Annotated in this window: 29 protein-coding genes and 1 riboswitch; of the genes, 13 read left to right on the plus strand and 16 right to left on the minus strand. The window is 51.8% G+C overall.

Features of this window, described 5'->3' with window-relative positions; all coding sequences use genetic code 11:
* Nucleotide 1 precedes the first annotated feature (1 nt).
* Nucleotides 2-1,018, minus strand: a complete 1,017-nt coding sequence (gene ispH / locus ACNA05_RS04630) for a 4-hydroxy-3-methylbut-2-enyl diphosphate reductase (RefSeq protein ID WP_415810229.1) — start codon at nt 1,016-1,018, stop codon at nt 2-4.
* A gap of 169 nt (nt 1,019-1,187) precedes the next feature.
* Here ispH and ACNA05_RS04635 point away from each other — a divergent pair, with 169 nt between their 5' ends.
* Entirely contained in the window at nt 1,188-1,781 is a 594-nt protein-coding gene (locus tag ACNA05_RS04635; RefSeq protein ID WP_415810231.1) for a hypothetical protein, read from the plus strand.
* A gap of 21 nt (nt 1,782-1,802) precedes the next feature.
* Complete coding sequence (argS, locus tag ACNA05_RS04640; protein ID WP_415810232.1) at nt 1,803-3,581, plus strand: arginine--tRNA ligase; 1,779 nt, start codon at nt 1,803-1,805, stop codon at nt 3,579-3,581.
* A gap of 9 nt (nt 3,582-3,590) precedes the next feature.
* On the opposite strand, the gene ACNA05_RS04645 is transcribed toward argS, so the two are convergent.
* Nucleotides 3,591-3,887 carry a hypothetical protein gene (locus ACNA05_RS04645; RefSeq protein ID WP_415810233.1) on the minus strand — a complete coding sequence of 99 codons (297 nt, stop codon included), beginning with the start codon at nt 3,885-3,887 and terminating at the stop codon, nt 3,591-3,593.
* Nucleotides 3,888-4,013: 126 nt separating this feature from the next.
* A riboswitch (glycine riboswitch) is annotated at nt 4,014-4,115 on the plus strand.
* A 160-nt stretch (nt 4,116-4,275) separates the two neighbouring features.
* On the opposite strand from ACNA05_RS04645, the gene gcvT reads away from it, so the two are divergent.
* The 6 genes from gcvT (at nt 4,276) to gcvPB (ending at nt 9,196) form a co-directional block, all read left to right on the plus strand.
* Nucleotides 4,276-5,430, plus strand: coding sequence for a glycine cleavage system aminomethyltransferase GcvT (gene gcvT, locus ACNA05_RS04650; RefSeq protein ID WP_415810234.1), 1,155 nt, complete (start codon nt 4,276-4,278; stop codon nt 5,428-5,430).
* A 2-nt stretch (nt 5,431-5,432) separates the two neighbouring features.
* Complete coding sequence (gene gcvH, locus ACNA05_RS04655; RefSeq protein WP_415810235.1) at nt 5,433-5,804, plus strand: glycine cleavage system protein GcvH; 372 nt, start codon at nt 5,433-5,435, stop codon at nt 5,802-5,804.
* A 157-nt stretch (nt 5,805-5,961) separates the two neighbouring features.
* Nucleotides 5,962-6,105 (plus strand): hypothetical protein, encoded by a 144-nt coding sequence (locus ACNA05_RS04660; RefSeq protein WP_415810236.1) that lies wholly within the window; start codon nt 5,962-5,964, stop codon nt 6,103-6,105.
* The gene (locus tag ACNA05_RS04665; protein WP_415810237.1) at nt 6,102-6,296 is read left to right on the plus strand and encodes a hypothetical protein; all 195 of its coding nucleotides are present in this window, start codon (nt 6,102-6,104) and stop codon (nt 6,294-6,296) included. The genes ACNA05_RS04660 and ACNA05_RS04665 overlap by 4 nt, the downstream gene beginning before the upstream one ends.
* Complete coding sequence (gene gcvPA / locus ACNA05_RS04670) at nt 6,297-7,634, plus strand: aminomethyl-transferring glycine dehydrogenase subunit GcvPA (RefSeq protein WP_415810238.1); 1,338 nt, start codon at nt 6,297-6,299, stop codon at nt 7,632-7,634.
* Complete coding sequence (gene gcvPB / locus ACNA05_RS04675) at nt 7,631-9,196, plus strand: aminomethyl-transferring glycine dehydrogenase subunit GcvPB (protein WP_415810239.1); 1,566 nt, start codon at nt 7,631-7,633, stop codon at nt 9,194-9,196. The genes gcvPA and gcvPB overlap by 4 nt, the downstream gene beginning before the upstream one ends.
* Before the next feature lie 37 nt (nt 9,197-9,233).
* Here gcvPB and ACNA05_RS04680 read toward each other — a convergent pair whose 3' ends face one another.
* The 3 genes from ACNA05_RS04680 to ACNA05_RS04690 all read right to left on the minus strand — a co-directional run bounded on the left by ACNA05_RS04680 (nt 9,234) and on the right by ACNA05_RS04690 (nt 11,122).
* Nucleotides 9,234-9,848, minus strand: coding sequence for a class I SAM-dependent methyltransferase (locus tag ACNA05_RS04680; protein ID WP_415810240.1), 615 nt, complete (start codon nt 9,846-9,848; stop codon nt 9,234-9,236).
* Between the two features lie 34 nt (nt 9,849-9,882).
* Nucleotides 9,883-10,350 carry a hypothetical protein gene (locus ACNA05_RS04685; RefSeq protein WP_415810241.1) on the minus strand — a complete coding sequence of 156 codons (468 nt, stop codon included), beginning with the start codon at nt 10,348-10,350 and terminating at the stop codon, nt 9,883-9,885.
* A 319-nt stretch (nt 10,351-10,669) separates the two neighbouring features.
* The gene (locus tag ACNA05_RS04690; RefSeq protein ID WP_415810242.1) at nt 10,670-11,122 is read right to left on the minus strand and encodes a PA2169 family four-helix-bundle protein; all 453 of its coding nucleotides are present in this window, start codon (nt 11,120-11,122) and stop codon (nt 10,670-10,672) included.
* Between the two features lie 179 nt (nt 11,123-11,301).
* Between ACNA05_RS04690 and ACNA05_RS04695 the strand changes: the two genes are divergently transcribed.
* Together ACNA05_RS04695 and ACNA05_RS04700 are read left to right on the plus strand one after the other, a co-directional pair.
* Nucleotides 11,302-12,213: a hypothetical protein gene (locus tag ACNA05_RS04695; protein WP_415810243.1), complete on the plus strand. Its 912-nt coding sequence runs from the start codon at nt 11,302-11,304 to the stop codon at nt 12,211-12,213.
* Entirely contained in the window at nt 12,210-14,135 is a 1,926-nt protein-coding gene (locus tag ACNA05_RS04700) for an Hsp70 family protein (protein ID WP_415810244.1), read from the plus strand. The genes ACNA05_RS04695 and ACNA05_RS04700 overlap by 4 nt, the downstream gene beginning before the upstream one ends.
* A gap of 3 nt (nt 14,136-14,138) precedes the next feature.
* Here the strand turns inward: ACNA05_RS04700 and ACNA05_RS04705 are convergent, their stop codons facing one another.
* A complete protein-coding gene (locus ACNA05_RS04705; protein ID WP_415810245.1) occupies nt 14,139-14,720 on the minus strand; it encodes a hypothetical protein in 582 nt (193 codons plus the stop codon).
* 136 nt (nt 14,721-14,856) lie between these two features.
* Here ACNA05_RS04705 and ACNA05_RS04710 point away from each other — a divergent pair, with 136 nt between their 5' ends.
* The gene (locus ACNA05_RS04710; RefSeq protein WP_415810246.1) at nt 14,857-15,432 is read left to right on the plus strand and encodes a hypothetical protein; all 576 of its coding nucleotides are present in this window, start codon (nt 14,857-14,859) and stop codon (nt 15,430-15,432) included.
* Nucleotides 15,433-15,453: 21 nt separating this feature from the next.
* On the opposite strand, the gene ACNA05_RS04715 is transcribed toward ACNA05_RS04710, so the two are convergent.
* Nucleotides 15,454-16,557: an AGE family epimerase/isomerase gene (locus ACNA05_RS04715; protein WP_415810247.1), complete on the minus strand. Its 1,104-nt coding sequence runs from the start codon at nt 16,555-16,557 to the stop codon at nt 15,454-15,456.
* Between the two features lie 54 nt (nt 16,558-16,611).
* Between ACNA05_RS04715 and ACNA05_RS04720 the strand changes: the two genes are divergently transcribed.
* Nucleotides 16,612-17,580 carry an NAD-dependent epimerase/dehydratase family protein gene (locus ACNA05_RS04720; RefSeq protein ID WP_415810248.1) on the plus strand — a complete coding sequence of 323 codons (969 nt, stop codon included), beginning with the start codon at nt 16,612-16,614 and terminating at the stop codon, nt 17,578-17,580.
* Between the two features lie 99 nt (nt 17,581-17,679).
* Nucleotides 17,680-18,246 (plus strand): hypothetical protein, encoded by a 567-nt coding sequence (locus ACNA05_RS04725; protein WP_415810249.1) that lies wholly within the window; start codon nt 17,680-17,682, stop codon nt 18,244-18,246.
* Here ACNA05_RS04725 and truA read toward each other — a convergent pair.
* The 9 genes from truA to yidC form a co-directional block, all read right to left on the minus strand.
* The gene (gene truA / locus ACNA05_RS04730) at nt 18,243-18,980 is read right to left on the minus strand and encodes a tRNA pseudouridine(38-40) synthase TruA (protein WP_415810250.1); all 738 of its coding nucleotides are present in this window, start codon (nt 18,978-18,980) and stop codon (nt 18,243-18,245) included. The genes ACNA05_RS04725 and truA overlap by 4 nt on opposite strands.
* Before the next feature lie 39 nt (nt 18,981-19,019).
* Nucleotides 19,020-19,535, minus strand: a complete 516-nt coding sequence (locus ACNA05_RS04735) for a hypothetical protein (protein ID WP_415810251.1) — start codon at nt 19,533-19,535, stop codon at nt 19,020-19,022.
* Nucleotides 19,536-19,552: 17 nt separating this feature from the next.
* A complete protein-coding gene (gene fmt / locus ACNA05_RS04740) occupies nt 19,553-20,470 on the minus strand; it encodes a methionyl-tRNA formyltransferase (RefSeq protein ID WP_415810252.1) in 918 nt (305 codons plus the stop codon).
* A 76-nt stretch (nt 20,471-20,546) separates the two neighbouring features.
* On the minus strand, nt 20,547-21,065 hold the full coding sequence (gene def, locus ACNA05_RS04745; RefSeq protein WP_415810253.1) for a peptide deformylase: 519 nt from the start codon (nt 21,063-21,065) through the stop codon (nt 20,547-20,549).
* Nucleotides 21,066-21,326: 261 nt separating this feature from the next.
* Nucleotides 21,327-22,058, minus strand: a complete 732-nt coding sequence (locus ACNA05_RS04750) for a pyrimidine 5'-nucleotidase (protein ID WP_415810254.1) — start codon at nt 22,056-22,058, stop codon at nt 21,327-21,329.
* A 23-nt stretch (nt 22,059-22,081) separates the two neighbouring features.
* A complete protein-coding gene (locus ACNA05_RS04755; protein ID WP_415810255.1) occupies nt 22,082-23,239 on the minus strand; it encodes a DUF1036 domain-containing protein in 1,158 nt (385 codons plus the stop codon).
* Nucleotides 23,236-24,096 (minus strand): acetylglutamate kinase, encoded by an 861-nt coding sequence (gene argB / locus ACNA05_RS04760; RefSeq protein WP_415810256.1) that lies wholly within the window; start codon nt 24,094-24,096, stop codon nt 23,236-23,238. Before argB ends, ACNA05_RS04755 begins: the two co-directional genes overlap by 4 nt.
* A 6-nt stretch (nt 24,097-24,102) precedes the next feature.
* Complete coding sequence (gene yihA / locus ACNA05_RS04765; protein WP_415810257.1) at nt 24,103-24,753, minus strand: ribosome biogenesis GTP-binding protein YihA/YsxC; 651 nt, start codon at nt 24,751-24,753, stop codon at nt 24,103-24,105.
* A 6-nt stretch (nt 24,754-24,759) separates the two neighbouring features.
* Nucleotides 24,760-26,535, minus strand: coding sequence for a membrane protein insertase YidC (yidC, locus tag ACNA05_RS04770; protein WP_415810258.1), 1,776 nt, complete (start codon nt 26,533-26,535; stop codon nt 24,760-24,762).
* Nucleotides 26,536-26,563 lie beyond the last annotated feature (28 nt).

A 26,563-nucleotide genomic window follows, 5' to 3' on the forward strand; every position in this document is an offset into this window, starting at 1 on the left:
TTTAGGCGCTCAAGAGTTGGCGGGGCAGGCGAAAGACCACCTTTTCCTTCACGACTTCGACTTCCTCAACAGTGACGTCATAGCGTGAGCGCAGCGCGGCTAGGACGCCGTTTGTGAGATATTCCGGAGCGCTGGCTCCGGCAGATAAGCCAATGGTTTTCGCGGCGTCGACGCGGTCCCAGTCTAGGCTGTCAGCGTCAGAAATTAACATCGACTCGTCGGCCCCCCCTTTTGCGCCCACTTCGACCAAACGTTTAGAGTTTGAGGATTTTTGAGAGCCGATGACCAGCAGAAGGTCGCATCGTTCCGCAATTGCCTTGACGGCGGCTTGACGATTCGTCGTCGCGTAGCAAATATCTTCTTTGAAAGGCAAGGCGATGCTCGGAAACCGCTCTTGTAAAATCGCAATAAGGCCAGCTGTGTCGTCCACGCTCAAGGTGGTTTGCGTCACCAAAGCCAAGTTTTCGGGGTCAGCAGGTGAAAAGTTTCGGGCATCCTCTTCGGTTTCAATCAGCGAGATGTCACCTTCCGGCAGCTGCCCCATTGTCCCGATAACTTCGGGATGACCCGTATGGCCAATAAGTAGAATATGCCGACCATTTTTGGCGTGGCGCTCAGCTTCGACATGAACCTTGGAAACAAGCGGGCAGGTGGCATCTAGAAAATTCAAGTTGCGAGCTTCGGCCGCGCGCGGCACGGATTTCGGAACGCCATGGGCCGAAAAAACGACAGGACGATCGTCAGGACATTCGCTGAGCTCAGCGACGAAAACGGCCCCCAGCCCTGATAACCTGTCTACCACGTGGCGGTTGTGAACAATTTCATGCCGCACATAAACCGGAGCCCCATATCTTTCTATGGATTTTTCGACGATCTGGATGGCGCGGTCTACACCGGCGCAAAACCCGCGGGGAGCGGCCAGAAAAACTCTTTTGCTCGCCCGGCCATCGGCCCCGAGAGTGCTCTCTCCGGTTGAAGTCTTGGACGGCGTCATTTCAGAGGCAGTGTAGCCTGACATTAATTTCTCCTCACGCGGCTCGCTTGCTGTCATCTTGGCGTTGCGGCAGGGCGCTTATCTGTCTATGACCTGCCATAGCAGAGCGCTAGCAATATCGCCACTGCCTGTTCCCTGTATATATAGGGAAAGAAAGAGGCCTTTTTGAGGGCCGTTTATTGGGAATTACATTATGCGTTTTCGGACCGTTATCATGACAACGCTCCTCGGAGTTTCAACTGCCACCGGGCTGAGTGCCTGTAAAAGCACCGCAGATGCCCTGAATATCGGGGATGCGGCGACCAAGCAAAATGCCGGGCCCTGCCCCCGGGCCTTTGCGCTTTATGAAGCGTCCCGAATCGTTGAATTTCGCGATAATGAGCAACGGTTCGAAAATGTCGGCTTTACCGGTGAAATCAATAATGTGCGTAGTCTTTGCCGATATTACAATGACGAACCGATTGATGCGAATTTAGAAATTACTTTTGATCTTGGCCGCGGCCCGGCGGCGAGCCAAAATGCAGCGACTTATGAGTATTTCGTCGCTGTGACTCGTAAAAATGTGGACGTTATCAATAAAAAAGTTTTCCCAATGCAGGTCACATTCCCTGCCGGGGAAGACAGAGTTCGAGTTGTCGAAGATGTCGAGGAAATAATTATTCCGCGAGCGACAGCGACGACGTCCGGCGTCAACTTTGAGATTGTTGTCGGGTTCGAACTGACCGAAGCGCAACGCCAATTTAATGCTGAAGGCCGCCGTTTCAGATTATCCGCTGGCCAAGAATAAGTACTAAGAGTAAACGCATCTATGTCCTCAATTTTACAAAGTCTGGAACAGGCTTTTCAAACCGCCTTTTCAGATTTGGGATATGAGTCTGGGCTAGGCGCGGTTCGCGAGTCTGACAGGCCTGATCTGGCTCCATTCCAATGCAACGGGGCAATGGCGGCCGCTGGCCAGGCCAAAAAGCGCGGCGAAAAAGCCAATCCGAGAGATATTGCGCAAGCCGTTGTAGAGGCTGTAAAAGACCACCCTGCGATTAAAACGATCGAAATTGGCGGGCCGGGATTTATCAATATAGAGCCAACTGAAGATGTCTTGTCCGAGCGGGCAAGCGAGCTATCCGGTAGCGAAAATTTAGGCATAGAGCGGGTCGATCCGAAAACTATCGTCGTTGATTACGGCGGAGCGAATGTCGCCAAACCCATGCATGTGGGCCATCTTCGATCTGCCGTTATCGGAGAGGCGATTAAGCGCCTTTATCGCGCCCTCGGGCACAAGGTCATAGGCGATGTCCATATGGGCGATTGGGGCCTACAAATGGGTCACTTGATATCCGAGCTTGAAATCGAAGAGCCGGATCTCCCTTATTTCGACGAGACAAAGGTAAGCGGCTATCCAGAGGAACCGCCCGTTACGATGGACGATCTCGCCCGCTTATATCCTCAAGCCAGCAATGCAGCGAAAAATGACGAAGATCGTATGGAGCAATCCCGTTTGGCCACGGCAGAATTACAGGCCGGACGTGCCGGCTATATGGCGCTTCTCAATCACTTTATTGACGTTTCCGTCGCCGCGCTAAAAGTCGGATATGGTAACCTTGGTGTGGAGTTTGACCTCTGGAACGGTGAAGCCTGTGTGGATCATTTAATACCCGAAATGATTGAAGAGTTTCGTCGCAAAAACATCGCAGAGGACGATGATGGCGCGCTCATCATTCGTGTCGAAGAGGAAGATGAGAATAAGGACGTGCCGCCCGTCATGCTTTTGGCGAGTTCGGGCGCGGTTTTGTATCATACAACAGATCTGGCAACCCTGGTCGACCGTAAAAATGAAATTGACCCGGACCTAATCATTTACGTTGTCGACCAGCGGCAGGCGCTCCATTTTGAGCAAGTTTTTCGCGCCGCCGTAAAGGCGGAGTGGTATAATCGGGACCAGCTTTACCACGCAGGATTTGGCACAATGAACGGCAAAGACGGCAAGCCTTTTAAAACCCGCGAAGGTGGCGTCTTGCGTTTGGAAGACTTGATCAAGATTATGAACGAGGCGGCGGAAACGCGCATCGAAGAGTCAGGAATTGGCGCTGAGTTCGAATCGTCAGAGCGTAAAGAAATCGCGCGCAAGATCGGTTTGGCGGCCCTTAAATTTGCCGATCTGCAAAATCAGCGCCTGACCAATTACGTTTTTGACCCAGAGCGGTTTACCGCCTTTGAAGGCAAAACCGGACCTTATCTTCTGTATGCCGTGGTAAGGATTAAATCTATTTTGCGGCGTGCAAAAGACGAGGGCGTCTCACCAGGAAGGGTTAAAATTTCCGACCCGACCGAGGCGCAGCTCCTTCTCGCGCTGGACGCTTTTGGCCGGGCTGTCACGGCGTCTGCCGAGAAATACGCACCGCATATTTTATGTGATCATATTTACCGCGTCGCGCAAAGCTTCTCGCGTTTTTACTCTGAATGTCCAATTTTGGCCGAAGACATTCCGGATGACGTGAAAACCTCGCGGCTGGCCTTAGCAGAGCTAACCCTGCGCCAGCTCGAAAAAGGTCTGACGATACTTGGGATCGAAACGCCCGAGCGGATGTAGTTTAAAGTTTTACCGCTGAACCGCGCTCTGCGGATTATATGGCGCGGCCTGTTGCGGTTGTTGATGCATCTGCTGCGCCGGGGCGACTTGCGGCTGTTGTTGAGGCGCAAACTGAGGCGGGGCGGACTGACTGGGCGCTGCAGGCTGCTGCGCCGCAGGCTTTTTGTTTCGCATGCCAGAGGTGGCCTCGAGACATTCTGCATACATATCGAGAATTTGGTCCATATTATTTTCTCCCCAGACGCCAACACCTTTAAGCTTTGAGACAAGTTCGAATGCAATTTCTTCTTTGGACTTACCGGACATTTTTTATCCTTTGATTTACAAGTGTGCACAGCAATTAACACAGAAGGTTTAACAGAATTCCTACAGAGGAATTTGTCGCCTTCTAATTGACTCAAACCTTAAAATCGCACATGAGACGGCTATCCCGTCCAGATGGGAGAGTGCGGAGAATCGCCCTGTGAAAGGGGCGCCGCCACCGAAGGCGCAACCGCCCCGGAAACGCTCAGGTCAACGGACCGTTTGGACGTCAATACGCTGGAAAGCGGGTCGCCCTGTGTGGGCATGGTGAAAGACCCCGCCGACGGAGTAAGCGGTAGCTGTTTGAAAACGGCTTCCGTCAATCTCTCAGGCCCAAAGAGACAGCAGGTGGCACTTCCTGCGGTTTATCCGCGATACGAAAGTGTGACTTATGAGTGAGCTCAAAAAAACAGCGCTTCACGGCCAACATGTAGATCTCGGCGCTAAAATGGTGCCGTTTGCAGGCTATGATATGCCCGTCCAATACCCTCTCGGGGTTAAAGGTGAGCATCTCCATACACGCGAGAAAGCCGGATTGTTTGATGTCTCCCATATGGGTCAAGTCTTTCTGACGCCCGATGACAAGGACTTTGCGACAGCCGCCAAAGCTCTCGAAAAACTTGTGCCTGCCGACATCCAAAGCCTTGAGCCGGGACAGCAGCGCTATTCCCAATTCCTGAACGAAGACGGCGGAATCTTAGACGATTTGATGATCTCTCGCCTCGGCATGGCGGGCTATGAGCATGTGCTATACCTGGTTGTTAACGCAGGCTGCAAGGACGACGATTACGCCCATCTTGAAAAACATATGCCGAATAATGTGAAAGTCTCCGTCAAAGATGATACGCTTTCTCTCATTGCCTTGCAGGGGCCGCGGGCTGCAGCCGTATTGGCGTGCCTCAACCCAGACGTCGAAAAACTGACGTTTATGACCCATACGGATCTAGAGCTGAAAGGCACGCTAAATACGCCCGTCTGGGCGCACGTCTCCCGCTCTGGCTATACAGGTGAAGACGGATATGAAATTTCCGCCAAGCATGAGGATATGGTGCGTTTGGTCGAAGAATTACTAAGCTATGACGATGTGGAGCCTATCGGCCTTGGCGCTCGTGACAGTCTCCGCCTTGAAGCAGGTCTTTGCCTTTATGGTTATGACATTGACACGAGTGTCTCGCCAATCGAAGCCGGATTGATCTGGTCCATTCAAAAACACCGCCGCAGCGCCGATGCCGGTTATCTCGGCGCAGAACGTGTGGCATCGGACTTGGCGGATAAATCCACTAAACGATTGGTCGGCATTAAGCCGGACGGTAAGGCCCCGGCTCGTGAACATACTGAAGTCCAGGATATGGACGGAAACACGATCGGCGAAATTACCAGCGGCGGCTATGGCCCCTCAGTAGATGGCCCGGTTGCGATGGGCTATGTGGCCCGGAAATTTTTTAAATCGGGCACGCCCGTTCAGTTGCTCGTCCGGGGGAAACCCCGCCCTGCCACCGTCGTGAAACTCCCTTTCACCCCGCATAATTACTTCAGAGGAAACTAGTCATGTCAGTAAAATACACCGAAGATCACGAATGGATCAAAGTCGACGGCGAAATCGCCACAATCGGTATTTCTGCCTACGCCACGAAACAACTTGGCGACGTCGTCTTTGTCGAGCTTCCGGAAATTGGCGCCGATATGGAAAAAGGCGATGAAGCCGCCGTGGTCGAATCCGTCAAAGCTGCTTCCGAAGTTTATGCCCCGATTGGCGGCGAAGTGACGGAAGTCAATGAAGCGCTCGAAGACGCGCCGGAAACCGTCAATGCGTCGCCGGACGGAGACGGCTGGTTCCTCAAGCTGAAAATCAAAGATGCGTCTGAACTGGACGGCTTGATGGATGAAGCGAAATATAAAGCTTACTGCGAAAGCCTGTAAGGCTTTCTTCCTCGGATGACGGGGGGCTAAAAGGAAGGCCTAAATGAATTTACCTTTATTCGCCATCATGGGCTTGGGTCTCGCCGTCTTACTGCTGTGGGTACTGGTCATTCGGCCCTTGCTTCGAAGCTTTAAAGATAAAAATGGAACATAAGCCATGAGCGCCTCAAACCCCATATTCTGGATTATTACCATCGGCCTGTTCATTCTTGTTGCTTATCTTTCGCGCAAGATGATTACTGGAAGGCCGGGCCGAGGAACATCAGACGTCGATTACGATGAGGATGAAAAAACTAAATGACTGGTGGATCGAATTTTGGAGTCACTCTCGCTATTGGCGTTGCAATAGGCACCGCTGTCGGAGTGGCAACAGATAACCTCGCCCTTTGGCTCTCCCTCGGCGTTGCAATTGGGGCCGCTTTGGGCGCCGCGAGAGCCGGCCAAGATAAATCCAAGAAAAATGATGTCAAACACGACAATAAGGACAATTAAATGCGTTATTTGCCATTAAATGAAAATGACCGAAAGGCGATGCTTGACGTCATTGGCGCCGACTCCATTGACGACTTGTTTCAAGATGTGCCTGAAAAGGCGCGTTTGAAAGCGCTTGTCGACCTCCCTAAACATCAGTCTGAGCAAGCGATTGAACGCCATATGGCAAAACTTTCGGCCAAATCCGTTTCGGCCGGTTCTGTTCCGTTTTTCTGTGGAGCCGGAGCTTATAAGCATCATATTCCTGCGACGGTGGATCACCTGATACAACGCTCCGAGTTTTTGACAGCCTATACGCCTTACCAGCCGGAAATCAGCCAAGGCACGCTGCAATCTCTATTCGAATTCCAGACTCAAGTCGCGCTCCTGACCGGAATGGATGTCGCCAACGCCTCCATGTATGACGGCTCGACAGCCTGCGCCGAAGCAGTGGTTATGGCCAAACGCGTCACACGTAAATCCAGAGCCATCCTCGCGCCCGGACTTCACCCGCATTACGCAGCTGCGACGCAGACTTTGGCCTCGACGCTTGATATCCAGATTGATGAGCGCGATTGCCGCCCCGGCCGCGACGATCACGTTATTGATCATATCAATGACGACACCGCTTGCGTTGTCGTACAGTCCCCGAATGTGTTCGGAGAAATCATAGATCTCGCCCCGATCGCGGAAAAAGCGCATAAACATAAAGCTCTCTTAATCGCAGTGTTTACTGAACCTGTTGCCTTGGGCGCAATCAAATCTCCGGGCGAACAAGGCGCGGATATTGTTGTCGGTGAGGGCCAGGGCCTCGGCGTCGGCCTCAATTTTGGCGGCCCGCATGTAGGACTGTTTGCTTGTACTAAAAAACTCGTGCGCCAAATGCCGGGTCGTCTTTGCGGCGAAACCGTGGACGCCAATGGCGAGCGCGGATTTGTACTGACTTTGTCAACGCGCGAGCAACATATCCGCCGCGAGAAAGCGACATCGAATATCTGTACTAATTCTGGACTCTGCTGTTTGGCGTTCACCATCCATATGAGCTTGCTGGGCGACGCCGGACTAAAACGTTTGGCGGCGCTTAATCACGAAGCCGCTTGCCATCTTGCAGATGTTATTGACGGTATAGATGGCGCGGACGTGGTGAACGAGACCTTCTTCAACGAGTTTACGGTCAAATTAAATAAGCCTGCGACAGAAGTCGTCGAAGCCCTCGCTGAAAAAGGAGTACTCGGCGGCGTGCCTGTGTCCCGCCTGACGGAAGGTAATGAAGATTTGCTACTTGTTTGTGCCACTGAAACGGCCAGTGAAGAGGATATCCATGCCTTTGAAACAGCATTGAAGGAGGTCTTGTCATGAAGAACGAAGGACGCCCCACAACCCCCGTCGCTGCAAATATGAATCGCCCAGACACAGTTTCCGGCTCCAAGGGCCTAGAACAAGCCGTAAAGCTCATTTTTGAAGTCGGTACGCCGCGCCGTACAGGCATTGACCTGCCTGAACCTAAAGGCCGCGCCTCTCGTCTTGGCGGACATGAGCGCAAAGGCGAAATCGGTTTGCCCGGCCTGTCAGAGCCGGAAACGATGCGTCATTATGTGCGTCTTAGCCAAAAGAACTATGCGATTGATCTGGGCATTTATCCGCTTGGGTCTTGCACCATGAAACATAATCCGCGTCTGAATGAAAAAGTCGCGCGTATGCCGGGCTTTGCGGATGTTCACCCTTTGCAGCCCATCAGTACAGTTCAAGGCGCGCTCGAGCTTATGGAGCAATTATCCCATTGGCTGATGACGCTTTGTAATATGCCGGCCGTGGCCCTGACCCCGAAAGCCGGGGCGCATGGTGAACTTTGCGGTATGATGGCAATCCGCGCACGACTCGACGCAGATGGTCAGTCACAACGCCGCCGTGTGTTGGTGCCGGAAAGCGCCCATGGCACGAACCCGGCAACAGCCGTGCAGTGCGGGTTTACCGTGGATGAAATACCGGCGTCGGGGGACGGCCGCGTCAATATGGACGCGCTTCGCGAGAAGCTGGAAAAAAGCGATGATGTTGCCGGTATCATGCTGACCAATCCAAATACATGTGGCCTGTTTGAACGCGACATCGTCGAAATTGCGGACCTCATCCATGCGGCAGGCGGGTATTTCTATTGCGACGGCGCGAATTTCAACGCCCTCGTCGGGCGTGTTCGCCCAGGCGATCTCGGCGTCGACGCGATGCACATCAATTTGCACAAGACGTTCTCTACGCCGCATGGCGGCGGCGGGCCGGGTTCCGGTCCGACCGTCTTGTCTGATGCGTTAAAAGATTTTGCGCCTTTGCCTTTCGTCGTGAAAGACGGTGACAAATTGAAATTGGTCGAACATGAAGGCGGCGACGCCGCAGCGAGCTTTGGACGCATGTGCGCCTTCCACGGCCAAATGGGCATGTATACCCGCGCCTTGACTTATATGATGAGCCACGGCTCGGACGGTTTGAAACAGGCAACGGAAGACGCTGTCCTGAACGCCAATTATATCCAAGCGTCCCTTGCGGATGTGATGACCGTCGCCTTCAAAGGCACGTGTATGCATGAGGCGTTATTCGATGACCGTTTCTTGAAGGACACAGGTGTCGATACACTCGATTTTGCGAAGGCCATGATTGATGAAGGTTACCACCCTATGACGATGTATTTCCCGCTCGTCGTACACGGCGCGATGCTCATCGAACCTACTGAGTCTGAGTCCAAAGGCGAGTTAGACCGCTTTATCCAATCTATGCGGTCTCTGGTGGAACGGGCGAAAGCCGGGGAGGCGGAGAGCTTCAAGCAAGCGCCTGTCTACGCGCCAATGCGCCGACTCGATGAAACCAGAGCGGCGCGAAATCCGGTTCTACGGTGGACGCCTCCGGCGGATAACGCCGAGGCTGCTGAATAATGACTTCTACGAAACCCGCCTCATGGCGGGTTTTTCTTCAGGGCATTGCCGCTCCCCAATAGTTGTAGCTTAGCACTTTCGGTCCGGGAGTATACATCTCTTCCATCTGCGTGATGGATAAGTTGGCCTCCCGCAACAAAGCCGGGATGTCGCGCCCGCTATGGCACCCGCCCGCAATCTTCTTCCAGACCGGATCAATGCGTTTTTGCCATGTGTGCACTCCGGGATCCGGAGCCTGCCCATGTTCGCAAAATAAAATTTGACCGTCAGCTTTCACGATACGCTTCATCTCTCGCAAGGCGAGGACGGGATTGGGAATCGTGCAGAGTGAATAAGTGACAACCACTGTATCCGCACTCCGGTCCTCCAGAGGAATTGATACACCGGAGAGTCCAAGCCGAGTCACCGGAAAAGCGCAGGCTTTCCGGCGGCTTTGACTTCGTTTCCAGATACACTCATCCGGCTCAACGCCGATAACCGATGACACCTGTTCTGATTTATAAAAAGGCAAATTGTGTCCGGACCCGATGCCGATTTCGACGACGCGCCCTTTTGCCTGGGGCACAATTTTGGCCCGTTGTTTCTCAATCGGACCAATGCCGCAGGCTTTGTCGAGACAAAAGGGAAGGATATGGCGGGAGTAAAAGCCCATTCAATCAGCAACTGATGAACCAAAACATTAGTGGCTACGGCCTTTGCTTTCCGCGAACCAGTAAAACCACGACGGCGCAAAGCCAGCTTACGCAGGCGCTTATAAAAAGGGCGGGCGAGAAGGCTACAGGCTCGCCATTTGCCCATTCTGTGGGAGTAGAAATGCCAAGCGGTGTGAACAGGTGAAAAACAATCGCTCCGCTCATGACGCCAAGAGCAATTACCGCGCCAAACATCTGGGTGTTACGCGCGGCGTTCCGCTTGTTCGTCAAAAGAAAGAGGGCAGGAAGCGCTATCAGGCAAATGGCCGCCAAGGCTTCAGCCAATCCTATTATCCAAGGGCCCGCTGGATAGAAAAGACCGATACCAGACCAATCCCGCAAAATCGTAAAAATATGTTCGGGCGTTGGGTGACCGGTAAATTTATATTGTAGGGAGCTCAGGAAAATGGCGCTTATGAAAATTGCTGCCAACCAGACGACTATGTTCAAAAATGTTTTCATGGCTCTCTCCTGCTATGAGTAAACCACAAAAGCCGGAGGTTGTAAGCGCAAATCTTTGTGATAGCGGCGGCTACGAATATTTGGCTTGTGCTTACCTGTCAGAATTGTAATATTCAGGTCGTATTCATCTTGCCTTTGTTAAGAAGTGATGGAACCCACTTGAAGGGGGAATAGATCGCCAACTTAGCGGTCTATTAAATTCAGACGCTGTCCAGACGCCCCCTTAAGGGAGAGCGAAGACAACTCTGAAAAGGCTCTGTCAAAATGTCAGTTTTCGGGGGAATACTCGTTTTGACAGAGCCACTTTTTCTTACCCTTCTTAATCTGTTCGGACGCCGCCTTTAGTTGCGCTGGCATAGGCGTTGCGGAGTAATACCTGTGTGTTGGGCGTTAGGCCCGGGTCTCTAAGCTGTTCATTAATTCTCTCGGCCAGAAACCTTTCCCCGTCATCGACGGCTTGACGGGCCGCTTTTTCATCATCTTGAAACAGGGCGGTGAGTTTTGTCCAACCACGATGCGCTGCTCCGGAAACGGAGCCTTTGGTAACGGGTTCTCCGCCCAAATCCCGAACCGCCGTTTGAAACTCTGAAATCAATTGAGATCGTGAGGCTGCCCGCCTGGAAAAGTGCGAGCGCAAAGCGTAGCCTTCTTCCATATCTTCCAAACAAATTTTATAACCCTCATAACTGTCGATTAATGTCTGGGTCACATCGTTTAGAATATCGATTTGCGTCTGATCTATTTCTATCTGATCCAATTCTTTTTGATTCATCAGGTCCTCTAAAAAGGAAGGCGTTCAAGGAGCACATTTCTATTACGCCCGATAAGTGACCTCGTTCCGATTTCTGATATGGGACGTCGACCTTTTCCAAACCTGGTGAAAGCATTCCCTGGCGAGAGCCTCGACGCTGACTTGACAGTTGGGGGAGGCGACCCGACATAATAGTCACTATGGAGACCAATGCTCTCATTCCCCCGCCGTCCCTTGCGCACTATTTCGCGCAAGAGCGTCAGCAGTTGCGCCAGACTCTGAATAAAGATTTATCCCCGTCCCAAGTCGTCGGAGAAATGCGCCGGGCACTAGACCGGACAGGTTTGAGCTTTACCCGCAGCGTCACGGACCCGCAGATCCAAAAGGCGGGTTTATGGCTATTGGAAATTATTAAGTCGGGGGCCGGGGTTCTTGACCGGGCGACCCATGCAGATGTTACTTTGGTGGAAACGGCCCCAAAATCAGGTCTGTTTGACGGACTGAAAGACTGGCGTCCAGGCTTGTTTTATATTGCAGCGGCAGGTCTGGCGACCGTTGGACTTGTGCAAGGGATTGGATTGGTTGTTATCAGCGCCGTCAGTCTCGCGGCATTTCATGCGCTGTCACACTTTAAGTTAAATATGTTTTCGCGGCTGCCCTTTGTGCGAAAGCCGAAAGCCCTGCCGTCGCCCGATGGAAAAAATATGACCGCCGAAGCGTCTATTCGAACGGACAGCGCTGGGTTCATCAATCAGATCAGCGACGCTTTGGCGACGGCGGACCATATATTGGCGCGAATGGTGCAAACGGAGCCCGACGCTCATTGGCGAGACGATCCCGCCTTAATGGCGGTCTTCCAGAACTTGCTGGAAGCCAACGCCGCCTCGGACGGAAATTATGCCCTCCAAGTTGTCGGCAAAGATATGAAGAGCGTCCTCGCCTCGGCTGGAATAGAGGCTGTGGACTTTAATAAATCGACAAAGCACATGTTTGATGAGCTCCCAGCTCTTATTATCAACGAAGGCGATCCGGATCTAGAGATGGCCGCCCCGGCTTTAGTGGGTCAGGACGGACGTCTCTTGCGGCGCGGCACTGTTTGGGTTCGCAAATGAGTAAGCCTCCGAAGACACGACTTGAAACCGATGAAGAATTTATCGGCTTCGACCTAGGTCACGGCGAGACCGCCTTGGGCCGCGCTTACGGTGCGACCGTTCGCGAGCCGGAAATTCTCGAATATCGCGGACAACGAAGTTTTGTCACGGCTGTGGCCAAAGACGGAAAGGACATTAAAATCGGGGCGGATGCCCTCAGCCTGTCTTTTGCATCTCATAAACCCGATGTTTGGTTAAAATTTAAAAGCCGTCATTTGGATGCCAAGACGGCCGAGCCCATCACATATTTTACCCAAGCGCTAATAGAAGGGCTGTCAGAGGAGAAGACTATACGCGGGCCGAAAAAAAGTCGTTTCGTGATTGGTTGCCCGTCCGGTTGGGATAACATCACACGAGACGCTTACCGCAAAGTTTTTGAGCAGGCCGGACTGGATACCGTTCGGATCGTACCTGAAAGCCGCGCGGCGTTAATGACGTCATTAGAACAAGGATATGTTTCCATCGAAGACACGCGGGCTTCGGTTCTAATTATTGATATCGGGTCTTCGACGACTGACTTTACATATTGCCGGGATCTGGACGCCGATGATGTTGGACATAATGAACTGGGCTCCGGCTTGCTCGATGATGAGATTTTCAAGCTTAACCTCTCCAGACAAAAGTCGAAAAAGGAGATCGGGAAACTAATTGACGCGTTTCCGCACTATAAATCTATTCTGACCTATTGGTGCCGCCAAGCCAAAGAAGCCTATTTTACCGGAGAAGATATTCCTGTCGAAATGATCAAACGTCTTCCCGCGGGCAAAAGGGTCTTTTTTGATATTCGTATGGATAAAAAAGACGCAAAGCATATTCTGGAAACGTCATTGGAGGCGCTTAACGGCTATAGCTGGAAAGACGCGTTTGATTATGCGCTCAAGGAAACAATTGAATCTTTAGGCGGACGAGCGCCTGACACGGTTTTGCTCACTGGCGGCGCGTCACGATTGCCACTGGTGCTTCCGGCGACGCAAAAAGCGTTTCCGAATGCGCGGGTAATTCGCGGCGCCGAGCCGGAATTTGCTATTGCACGGGGCTTGGCTTGGCTAGGACGGTTTGAATATCTTCACGCCAACTTCAAAATGGAGACTGCGGCCCTCTTGGCAGAGGACGGCGAAGTCCATCTCCGCGCACAGGAAAAGGCTCAATCGCTCGGCGGATTGATCGCGCCTGTTCTCGTCGATGCAATGACCGAAGACTGTATTCTTCCGGCCTTTCGGGAATGGCGCAGCGGAGCAATCGCGTCTTTAGATGATGTGGAGGGCGTCCTCGAAGAAAAAGTCAAAACTTGGTTGGAATCCGAGAAAGCCCGGGAAAGTCTCCGGCCCGTTATCGACAACTGGTTTGCGACCTTGCAACGCGACGTCGAAGCTCACACCGACCCGCTCTGCCGCGCGCATGGCCTGCCCGCTATGGTGCTTAGCCTTGATGGCAGCGAGCATGTCAGCCGCCATTTGGAAGGATTGTCGGTTTCTGCGCCTGGCATGGCGTCTTTAGAATCTGATACGGCGCTCGTCGGAACCGGGGTCAGCGCCTTACTCGTCAGCGCGCTTCTCGCGAAAGCGAATTTATTCGCGGCGCTTTTCGTGAACCCCATTGGTATTGTCGTGGGGGGGGCGCTTTTGGGGGGCAGTTATCTTTTCGGGCGCAAAGCAATTTCCGGGAAGATGCGGAAATCCAAACTACCGGTTTTTGCTCGGCAAATACTGAGCGATGCGCGTGTGAAAGCCGCAGCAAAAAGGCAGCGCCCTGATTTAATCAAAGCTGTCTCCAAAGCCTGGGACGAAGCTGCCGCAGAACGTTTCAGCGCCGAGCTAACCAATATGCTCAAGCGCGCTCTGGTAGAACGCGCTGATGAACGCGCCGTTTTGTTCTTGATTTAAGGTCTATTCTTTCGTCAGAACGTCGTCGAGATCTATGTCTGAGCCGTCACCGTTCATATCTATGACAATACGTGTCCGCGTTTCTCCGTCTTTCAAATAGGTTTCTTTTTCCACGATCATTTCCTTGTCCATGGATTTTAAGACGACACGATCTGCCTCATCCCGATTGACTTCGCCAAGAGTGTCGCCGTCAAACCGGAGAGAAAAGATTTTCTCTCCTTTCTTGATTTCGATATCCTCGGCAAAATCTGCGAGCATATCCGCCAGATTTGAGAGCATCCCGGATTCGACAATCATCTCTTCTACGTCTTTCGACATTTCGCGCATTTTGTCTCCGGATTTGAATTTGTAAACACGAACGCGTTTTTCGAAAGCTTTATCCTCCGAATTATCGGTTTCAATTTCTGCCTCCATTTTTTCGTATTGAGATAGACGGTCTTTTAACTTGGCAGAAAAACCTTCTTTCTCTGCTTTTGCAGCCTCACTTTTGTCTGCGGGGGTTTTATGCGGATGTTCGTCTGCAAATGACGTAGGGGCGATAGTCGCCGTGAAAAACAAGGCTGAGGTTAGAAATAGCGAACGCATAATGCCCTCCGATAAAATTTAGGCTTATATTAACCATAAATTATCGTGCAGGTCTCTTCAAATATTACTGAACTACTCCGTAATTATTACCTCAATAGTCTTGCGCACCCTGTCATTCCGCGCTTTAGACGAAGGCATGATACAGGACCGTTTTTTCTATCCGCTGCTTATCCTTGTGATTGCCGTGATTGTAACTGTCGCCATGCTGCCAAGTTGTCGGGACAACTTATCTGAAGCAGAGATTATCTCTGAAGGGTACCTTATGGAAGGCGATGATCTCGCTTTGATCCAAGCCTCCCCTGGAACAACAGTTGACTTCGTTGGAGAGACATCTGCAGAACCCGCGTATATTACTGCGGCGGCGCATCTCTCTCGAAATTCCGCGCCTGCCTCAGCAGGTGTTTTCGCGCCTCTTGGCTCCGACTATGAACAAGCTTTGGCAGGTAGAGATCTTCGTATGACCCTGACAGCGCGCCAGGGGGGCACTAATCCCACAAGTAGTTTTCGGATGGGGTATTTCACCGCGGGGGCGGGGGATAGCGGGTGGAAGGCCTTTGACCTAACTCCAGAGTTCCAAGACTATAGCTTTACTTTTACCCCGCCCGTTCCGACTGAAGCGCCAGATCTCGATTATTTCGGTGTTTGGCCGGATGAAGAGGGGGAGCAGCGGGAAATGGATATTTCGCGGTTCAAGATTGAAGTGCTAAAATAAAGCTGTACTTCGCAAATACGCTTAGGTGTTTAAGTCACTGACTCGTTTCGCTTCTGTGGCCATGCACAGAATATGATAAAACGTGCTGACCGGAATGGTTTTGGCGACATTGACGCCGCAAGCGTTGAGCTGATCATTCCACGTTCCGTCGGAATTCAGATATAAGCCGAACAGGCCGTCTATCAGGGCGGCTGCGCAGTCTGCTGCGCCAGGCTCACCTCTTTCCGCCATAGCAAGGTGCGCTTTGATGACTTCGGTTTGCACCCAGAGGCGTTTCGTTTCCCGCCTTATATCTCCCGCCGCGCATTCTTCATCATTCAGGAAAACCGGGCGGGACATAAGCGCCCGATCATAAAGTCTTTGAGCAAAGCTGAGTGTGTCTTTCCCCGTAATATTTTGATACTGAGTTAGAAGCCATACCCACTCCATGGCGTGTCCCGGTTCCGAGATATCTCCTTTTTCACCGACAATTTTTTGCCAGTCATCTGTAAAGTATTCTGTGACGACTTCATTTTGACGATCAAAGAAATGCGTTTTAAACAATCCGAAAATTTCATCCGCCATTTTTAAATGGGAGAAGTCACCCGATTCGACGTACAAATAGAGCGTGGCTTCAAAAAGGTGCATATGCGGGTTTTGACGACGCGGGAGGAGCCCGCGTGGTGTCTCGCGCCACCCTCCCGATTGATGAGAGAAATCCAAACGAAGAGCCTCTAGGATTTCATTCGCTGACCTCAGAAACTTTGCCTCCCGCGTTAATCGGAAGAGACTTGAGCTCGCCAGAAGATAAAAGGCATGGTCATATAAATCCCGGCGCCGCTCCGTTGCGTACCCATCAGGTGTCACGCGCTGGACATAACCCGTTTCCTGCATACGATTGAGCGTGTCCCGTGCAGTTTTTTCTCCTTGGAACCAGCCCAAACGCGTGGCTTCAGAATAAACATAAATTTGACGCGCCAATATTCGCCAGCGTCGCTCTGCCTCGAAATCAGGAGACCGGTCGCGACGGAGATGCTCGACCCAGCCCCCATCCGGCAATTGAGCCGTCTCGGCCCAAAACGGCAGAGCTTTTTCAATGCACCACTGTTTGAGCCTTTCAGCAGATTTTTCGAGGGCGGGCGTCATATCTCTTCTAACCTTTAACTTTCTTCCCTTTAACGAAGCGTCTAAGGCATGGCCATGAGAGTTTTATTAACAGGCGCGGCAGGGTTTATCGGATATCACTCTGCGCAGTCCCTATTGGCAGACGGGCATGAGGTTATCGGTGTTGATAACCTAAATGATTATTATGATGTCGGCCTGAAGAAAGCACGGCTAAACCGCCTTGAGGCGAAGAAAGGTTTTCGTTCTTTTGAGTTAGATATAGCCAAAGAGGGCGCGCTGGAAGCAGCGCTCGGGTCTACCAAAATTACTCATATACTGAATTTGGCGGCGCAGGCCGGGGTGCGTTACAGTTTGGAAAACCCCCGCGCTTATGTCGCGTCCAATGTCATGGGCCATTTGAATATCCTTGAATATGCTCGCCATTCGGACAGTTTGGATCATATCGCTTATGCCAGTTCTTCGTCTGTTTACGGAGAGCGGGAAGGCGGCCCCTTTTCTGAAAGCGATATCGTCAGGCGTCCAGCCTCGCTTTATGCGGCGACGAAACTTGGCGGGGAAATGCTCGCAGAAAGTTACGCGCAGCTATACAAAATACCTCAGACAGGCCTTAGGTTCTTTACAGTGTATGGCCCATGGGGACGCCCCGACATGGCCTATTTTATCTTTACGAAAAAGATTTTAGCCGGTGAGCCAATCACGCTTTTCGCCCCTGATATTATGAGCCGTGATTTTACATATGTAGATGATATCGTTTCAATTATTCCGAAACTTCTGGCTAACCCTCCGTCCGGCGAAAATATTCACAATATTTATAACCTCGGAAACTCGCGCCCGAACCGCTTAATGGACTTGGTTGAAGCAGTTGAAACTGCTTGCGGGGTCAAAGCGCAGACCTTCATAAAGGAACAGCAGAAAGGCGACGTAACGTCTACCTATGCCGATATTCACACCGCCAGTAGAGACTTCGGGTTCAAGCCTAAAATGAACCTGCAAGAAGGCATCTCAAATTTTGTTGGTTGGTATCGCGCGTTTTATGGCATTTAATAATCTTCGACATATTACTGTTGAGCTGTCTGTTCTCTTCTCTTGCCTCTTAGGGCAATTTTCTTATGGCATAGATATGCCAAATCGGATCCTCTACCCATGAATCCCGTTTCTCGTTTTATCGGTGTCATGGCGGCCGTAGGCCGTCTCCCGAACTGGGAAGAGTATTTTGACTTGTCCCGTCGTGGCCTCAAGGTCTCATTTGTCTCTCAAATACTGACCTTGCCGGGACTCTATTTGATTGCAAAATTGTCGAGTGAGGGGCGGGCGGAATTATTAGGCACTGAGGTCGCCCCCATTCAAATTCCCGCCGTTGGCCTCATCGGACTAATCTACTTGATGAGTTTTTCGGCTGTGGCCTATATTTTGACTATGGTTTTTGACAAGCAGGATTGCTTCCGGCCATGGACGATCGTTCGGCATTGGTGTGTTTTCTTTCTCGTCTGGATCGTCGTCTTTGGGTTTTTGCTGTTCAAAATAAACTTCATCCCTCTTCCGGCCGCCTATGGGATGGCATTCGCAGCCTATTTGGGGCTTCTTTTTATAGACATCCGTTTGGCGCAACGTATTGCCGGGTTTGACTGGGGCGGTGCAACGCTCGCGGCATGCTTGATTACGGTAACAGGATTGAGCCTTCTACTGACTGGCGTGTCCCAGTTTGGCTAGTAGATAACCTGAGTTAAATACAGACCGTCCGGCGGCGCAACCGGGCCGCACTCGCATCTATCATGCGCCTCAAGCGCGGCTTGCATATCCTCCGCGTCCCACTTATCCAATCCGACCTCAACGAGAGAGCCGACAAAACTTCGAACCTGTTTATGGAGGAAAGAGCGAGCTTTGAAGTGACAGTGGATCTCATGCCCCGCGCGCAAAACCGTAATTTCGTCTACAGTCTTTACCGGGCTTTTCGCCTGACACTGCGTGTCGCGAAAGGTCGAGAAATCATGCTTTCCTACCAAGACCTGCGCCGCGTCGTGCATCGCCTCCACATTAAGCCTGACCGGAATACGCCAGACTCGGCCCCTATCGAGCGCTAGGCGCGGACGACGGTCGACAATCCGATAAAGATAGCGCCTCTCAATGGCGTCAAAGCGCGCGTGCCATTCCTCATCGACGATCTCGGCATCGAGTATGCTGATGGGATGCTGACCCAGATGGAAATTAAGGGCGTCGCGGACCTTATCGGCCCGAATATCTTTACCTAAATCCATATGGGCGATTTGGGCGAGCGCGTGAACGCCGCTATCGGTCCGGCCCGAGCCGTAAACGGTCACAGGCGCCGAATTCAATTTCGCGCCAGCGGCCTCAATCGCGCCCTGAACAGAAGGGCCGTGATCCTGCCATTGCCAGCCTTGGAACGGGGCGCCGTCATATTCTATGGTGAGTTTGTATCTCGGCATTTAAGGGGCAGTATTCGATTATGAGGCTGTGTCCAGACCCTAGCTGAGATTTAGTTTGTCCAAAGCCTCGGCAGCTTCCTCATAGAGCTGCCATTCGCTGTTCTCTTCGTGATATTCGGCGAGGGCTTCGGTCCAGGCGCGGTCATCGTCATCTGTGAGTTTAAGTCCTAAATATTCAGCGACCCGCCGCCCGAGATTGCCGTAATGGATATTTGCTGGGCCTGCGCCGTCCCATCCAGCGGCATTGGCAAGGTCGGGCGCCGTCAATTTACGATCCGGCGCGTTTCTGTGAGCTTTCAACATCGCTTCTTCATGTGAGCCGAGAGTGAGGGCATCAAAGGCTTCGGCGTAATCATCCGCCGTCCCTATATGAGGTTTGCGGCGGTCTTTGTGACGGGATTGATATTTTGTGTCGACCCACTCTTTGGCGTCCTTCAACGCTTTTTCGAGCGAGTCTGCCTCTATTACGTACTTGTCTGGATAAACCATCGCGCCAGTCTTATTGGCAATAATACGATGGCCGCGATGTTGAATATCTTCACGCTTGAGCGCCATAAGCCCCCTCCCGGAGGTTAAGTCAAAATTGTCCCTTTCCCGACCGGCGTGCCTCTCAGAAAATCTTCTGCCGACATTTTAGGTTTTCCGGCCGGCTGAACTGTTTTCAATCTCAGCGCGCCGTCTCCGCAGGCGATAAGGAGCGCGTCGTTCAAAACCTCGCCGGGTTTGCCGTCGCCCTGTGAAGGCTCCGCTAGGTGAATTTTCAGCCTTTCACCATCCATCTCGCACCACGCGCCCGGGAAAGGCGCCAATCCACGAATATGGCAGTCTAACGTTTTTGCGGGCCGAGTCCAATTGAGGCGGGCTTCTGCTTTGTCAATCTTATGGGCATAGGTGGGTTCGCCTTCTTGAGGGGTAGGTGTTAGGCCTCCTCGCGATAGAGCTGCAAGAGCGCGTGGCCATAGGCCTGCTCCGGTCCGCGACATGCGCTCAGATAAGGTTCCGGCGGTGTCAGTCGGTTGAATGGGGACCGTTTCCGATAAAAGGATATCGCCTGTATCGAGGCCTTTAGCCATTTGTATGATCTGTACGCCTGTCTTCTCGTCTCCAGACATGATAGCGCGTTGTATCGGTGCGGCCCCTCTCCATCGCGGCAAGAGAGAGCCATGTAAGTTAAGACACCCCTCCTTAGGCGCGTCGAGTGCGCGCTGGGGAAGAATTTGTCCGTAAGCGACGACGCAAGCAACATCGACATTGAGTGCTTCTAGGTCGTCAATCACAGAAGGTTTTCGGAAACTTTCAGGCGTTTCAACCGGAACGCCCATCAGCTCTGCAAATTGGTGAACAGGGGATTTGGCGAGCTTTTGCCCCCGTCCGGATTTACGAGGAGGCTGCGTATAAACCCGCACAACATTAAATCCGTTGGAAAGTAATTCGGCCAGGGACGGCACGGCGAAATCTGGCGTGCCCATAAAAACAATATTAAGGGTCATGATTAAGTTCGTCTCATTCTTCTTTCAGTCTGCAGCTGCGGCTTATCAGCCTTCGGCAGAATGACAAGATTTAAGACTAGCCGGCGGCTTTCAGCTTTTCGGCCTTCATTACTTTTTTAACGGCGCGGTCCCGCTTCAGGCGGGACAGGTAATCGATAAAGACGATGCCTTTAAGGTGATCCATTTCGTGCTGAATACAGACCGCATACAGGCCTTCAGCCCATTCTGTGACGCGTTCGCCGTTATAATCGAGATAGGTGATTTTTACCCGTTCCGAGCGTTCAACAGTGTCAAAAATGTCTGGGACCGACAGGCAGCCTTCATCATAGGGCTGTACGTCTTCAACGTCTTCGAGAATCTCAGGGTTGACGAAATATTGGGGTTGAGGCTCTTCGCCGTCGCGCGCCAGATCCATGACAATGACATTAATTGGCACGCCAATTTGCACAGCCGCGAGGCCAATGCCGGGCGCGTCATACATCGTCTCCAACATGTCATCCATGAGAGCGCGTGTTTCATCCGTCACCTTTTCAACAGGTTCTGAAACCTGCTTCAGGATCGGATTCGGGACAGTTAATATTGGTCGTATAGCCATAATTTAAAAGTAAGCCTGCACGCGGCTTAGGTCAAGATGTAGGGCTGAGCGGGAAGGGAGCCTAAAAAACAACGCGTCCAAAACGGTCCATTTCAGTCTCGCAGCGCTCACATGTCCAACCGCCAAAGAAAAACTGACGTAAATTACGAGGGAAACGCGTTTGTGGCTGACGCGAGGAACATTTGGGACAGTTCACCGCGTTCAGATTAAGGGCGATAGCAGGCTTGGTTTTATCCTTCATAGTTTAAAAATGGGGATGATTTATTTTGTTTCAAGTCCAGCCTCTTCAGGGCTGAGTATTGTATTCTCCGCCAACCATCCTGGCAGGTCGTCCGTGGTATAATCCACCCATTCGGCTTTCGTGGTTTGTCCGGCAGGGCGGACGTCTTCGGGTTCGTGTGACCAATCGGCATCTGACGCCACGAGAACGGTTGTCATCCCCATATGTTTCGGGACTTCTAAGTTTCTGACGCTATCTTCGAAAAAGATTGCTTTTTTGGGATCAACTTCAAAGAAATCACAGAATTTGATAAAAGGACTACGTTTGGGCTTGGGAATGTAATCGACATCATCAATGCCGAAATGCCCGTCAAACAAATCAAAAAGGTTTAAGTGGGTTGCAATGTTTTTGGCGTGGCCACGAGACCCATTGGTGAAAATCCATTTCTTTCCGGGCAGGTTCTCAATCGCGGTTCGCAAGGAGGGATCAGGCTCTAACGCGGTCAGGTCGACATCGTGAACATAATCCAGAAACTCAGCCGGATCCATGTCGTGAACGGCCATTAAGCCGGAAAGAGACGTGCCGTATTCCGCCAAATATTCCTTTTGTAGAGCCCGAGCTTTGAGAGGTTGGAGCGCGAGGTATCGCGAAACATATTCCGTAATTTTATTGTCTATCTGGCTGAAAAATTCAACATCAGCACGATAAAGCGTGTTGTCGAGATCGAAAATCCAGTGACGGATATGAGACAGGTCGGGCGGGGTTTTTAACATGACGTGCGATTAGACGCGCAGCTTTAGCGGCGCAAGCCTTCTGGCGCAGGCGTCGCAAAATCTTCATCTGTTAACGTCACAGATTTACCGCTTTTATCCGTCGGGAGAGGTCTGAAATTCGCGACGCTATATCCGCCCTCAAAACAATATTCTCGTCCGAGAGCGGAGAATTGGGACTCGGCAATACAAAATTGAGCGGGAATTGTCGCCACAGACCGAAGGCGGAGATCTTCGGATTTTTCACCGTCTTCGGTTGGCGCCGCTTCTTTCAGCGCATAGTAATGGGCGTCTAAATCCTCAAGCGATGTCGTGATGGGCCGCACGCACTGGTCGGGATCAATGGCCCACCAGCCCTTAGACGTCCAATTGCCATTTTGTTGCATTCCGACGGCGGAATATATTCGGGTTGTGCCTTTATTGCACATCTCCAGTCCAATATTATTCGTGGAACGGGCGGCGGCTTTGGCTAGTGCTGCGATCAAAGCTTGTCCTTGGGGCTCTTTGTCTAATTCTTCCGCTTTGACAAACGCATTAATGGAGCGAGACGTCCCTCGCCCCGCTAGGCCATCAATTGTGCTGATTTTATACCCTGCGTCACGCAATAGTCTCTGCGTCCCGGCAATCTCGGCTTTGTCACCATAATCAGCGGGTTCGATTAAAGTTGTTGTTTTCTCACCCGGCTTTACGGCCAGATATTTCCGGCTTAGCAACCCGTCTCTTTTGCAGTCCTGTGTCGCTTCAGACAGAAAATCTTCCTCTTTGACACAAAGCGGAATATTGCCTTTCCATTCCCGAATTCCTCCGCGGTGAAAGCCTAGACTTTCTGCGTAGAGCAGCCGGGGGGCGCTGCGCTCGACTTTCTCCGTGAGGCACTGACCAGGTTGAACCGTCCGCCATCCTTTGGCTTTGACCGTGCCGTCTCGAAGCGTGGCATTGGCTAAACGAAGCATGAAAGACGTTTCGTTGCAGATATTCCAATCAATCTTCTCATTGGGACTAGGAACTCCCGTGGGCGCAAGCGAAGAAGACGGCGCGCTTTCAGAATTTGCGCCCTCATTTTGCGCGGGCCTTTCCAGTGAGGCGGTTTGTTGGGCGTAAGCCTGCGGGATTAAACTGACATATGTCAGGCCGATAATCGGTAAAATGTAAGTAAGTAAGGTCCGGAAAAAGCTTGCTGTCATCGTATGAGTGTCCCTGCACCCACATCCGTGAAAAGTTCTACTAATAGCCCGTGCGCCCGCCGCCCATCCAATATGACGACGGCTTCGACGCCTTGTTTGACCGCGTCTATCGCTGTCCCGAGCTTAGGGATCATTCCGCCCTTGGCGGTACCTTCATCAATCAAGGACTGGGCCTCTTCAATAGATAGGTCAGTCAGCAGATTTTTCTCTGCGTCCATTACCCCTTCAATGTCGGTCAAAAGCATTAGACGGGCCGCGTTCAATGCTCCGGCGATAACGCCGGCGGCCGTATCCGCATTCACATTATAGCGCGTTCCGTCAGCGCTGGTGCTGATCGGGGAGATAACAGGGATAAACCCGGGCTTTGCATCTGTCAGCGTATGAAGGAGCGCTGGCTCTACCGAGACCGGATGGCCCGTAAAGCCCAGATCCTTATTTACCGCTTTGGCCATGATGAGGTTGGCGTCGCGTCCGGAGAGGCCAACAGCCCGGCCCCCGGCTTGATTTATAGCGGCGACAATGGATTTATTAATTGCGCCCGAAAGCACCATTTCAGCCACCCCAACCGTTTCCATATCGGACACCCGTAGACCGTCAACGAATTCAGATTTGATTTTTAGCCTATCCAGCATAGAGCCGATTTGCGGGCCGCCCCCGTGAACAACCACAGGGCGGAGGCCGCATTGGCGCAGCAGGACAATATCATTCGCAAATTGCTGGGTCAGATCTTCGCTGCCCATCGCGTTTCCGCCGAATTTAACAACGATAGTCTTTCCGGCATGACGCTGGATGAACGGCAAAGCCTCAGAGAGGATTTGCGCGCTGGTCCAATTATCTTCGTCGGCGCGGCGTTTCATAATACTTTATCTATCGAGATTTGAGGGCAGGGCCAAGCTTGCAATTTCAGCTCTCAACACGTCAAGCCCTTCTTTCTTTTCAGAACTCGTATGCACGATGAACGGAAAAGCGGCCGGACGCTTGGCGATAAAGCTTTGGGTTTTTTCAGCGACTTTCGAAAGTTCGCCTTTTTTGAGCTTGTCCGTTTTCGTTAGTACAAGCTGATAGATTACCGCAGTCTCGTCCAGCATATCCATGACTTCGATGTCCGGGGCTTTGATTCCGTGGCGGCTATCAATCAATAGAAAAATGCGGCGTAGGCCGGGGCGGCCCCGTAAATAGGCTTTGGTCAGTTGCTGCCAGCGGGCAATATCTGTTTTCGAGGCGCGGGCATATCCAAAGCCCGGCAGGTCGACGATGAAAAGCCGACCGTCGACATTGAAATAATTAAGCTCTCGCGTCCGCCCGGGCGTATTAGACGCCCTGGCAAGCCCTTTACGATTTGTCAGCGCGTTTATGAGCGAGGATTTACCGACATTCGAGCGGCCGGCAAAACAAACTTCTGGAAGGTCCGGCGGTGGTAGCGTTTCCAGGCTAACCGCACTGCGCATGAAGTCGACATCCCGCGCAAACAGCAGACGTCCTTCTTCCAACTGCGCTGACGTTTTGTCTTCCATCCTAGTTTATTCCGTTGTTTCGGGCTTTTCTTTGCCAGTTACTTTGCGGAAGAATTGATCAATTGGGGTATCAACCTTGAATTTCCGCGTGATGTAATATTGCTGTCCAAAGGACAGTATGTTGTTCCAGACCCAGTAAACCAGGAGACCCGCCGGGAAGGGCGCTAGGATAAACATAAACACCCAAGGCATTAACTTGAAAATTTTCGCCTGCATTGGATCCGCCGCTGGAGGCGTGAGTGTATACATAAGGCTCATGGAAATACCGTAAAGCAGCGCGAGAGGGCCGATCGCCAAGAAGGCAATCCCAAACGGGTTAGGGCCCCAAGGCATCAGGCCGAAGCCGTTCAGGACAGAAACCGGGTCTTTTGCGGACAAGTCCTGAATCCAGCCGAAGAACGGCGCATGACGCATGTGAATATTGATAAAGACAGCTTTATAGAGCGCGAAGAAGACGAAGATTGTTGGAATAACCGGTAGGCACCCTGCCATCGGATTTACGCCCTCTTTCTTGTAGAGCGCCATCATCTCCTTCTGGAGCTTCATTCGATCATCTTTGTAGCGTGTTTGCAATTTCTTCAGCTTAGGCTGAACCTTTTTCATCTTCGCTTGGCTCTCATATTGCTTGTTAAAAAGCGGGAACATGAGAAGCTTGATAATCAATGTGAGCGCTAGAATTCCGAGGCCGAAATTGCCGAGAAGTTCGCCAAGCTGAGACAAAGACCAACTAATCGGTTTAACCAAGATGCCGACAAAGCCCCAGTCAATGGCGCGTTCCATTTGGGCAATGCCGAGTTCAGTTTCATAGCGTTTGAGAACGTCGCGGTCTTTGGCACCGGCAAACATATACCCGGTTGAAGTCACGGACGTGCCGGGGGTAATAGTCATAGGCTCAAGCGTATAAGAGGTCTCGTAGACATCTTCGTTGTTGATCGTGCGGAATCGTCTTTCCGCGGTCATGGTTTTCCCTTGAGGCGCGATGGCCGCTGTCAGCCAGTATTTATCTGATAGCCCAACCCATCCGCTTTCGCCGACCTCTGACCATTCGCCTTTTTTGCGAATGCTCTTATATTTCATGTCATCATAGCTGTTATCGAGAATGGAAATTGGCCCTTCTTGAATGATGAAGAAGTTCGTCAAATCATTAGGCAGGCCGTATTGGCGGGATACGCCGACGCGTTGCAGGGCAATTTCCGCTCCGGAGGTATTGGTAACCGTATCTTCAACCGTCAACAGATAGCGGTTATCGACTGAAACTTTCCGCAGGACTTCAAATCCATCCCCCCGATAGCCAAGCTCTATCGGGGAATTAGCTGTTAGGGTTGTACCCGACAGAAGCGACCAGTTGTTTTGAAGGCCGAAATTATTGACGCCTGCGCGCACCCAATTGTCCGTTATAAGAGCGGCTTTGTCCGATCCTTCCGGGGAGAGAGGGGAGACTTGCCCGTCTGCAGGATCCAGAGTTTTATCGTAATTTTTGAGTGTGATGTCATCAAAGCGAAAACCAGATGTTGATAAGCTACCGATAAGGCTGGGGGAGTCGATTTTTATTCGCTGGCCTTCTGCCGAGCTTTCTCCAATGACCTCTTCGCGAGGTCTTTTTTGGGCAACGGTGTCAGTGGCCGGCGCACCCAAAGACTGCTCTGCCGCCACGCGGGCCATTTCGGCTTCTGCGTCGGCTTTAGCCTTTTCAGCCGCTGGACCCTGATAGAAGACCCACCAGCCGATTAAGACGAGGGCGGAAAGCGCCATAGCGACAATAAAATTTCTTTGTTCGTTCATCGGTCTGAAAGTCCGCTTATGAGTAAAT

Source organism: Litorimonas haliclonae (assembly GCF_965138505.1).
In the GTDB taxonomy this organism is placed as follows: domain Bacteria; phylum Pseudomonadota; class Alphaproteobacteria; order Caulobacterales; family Maricaulaceae; genus Litorimonas; species Litorimonas haliclonae.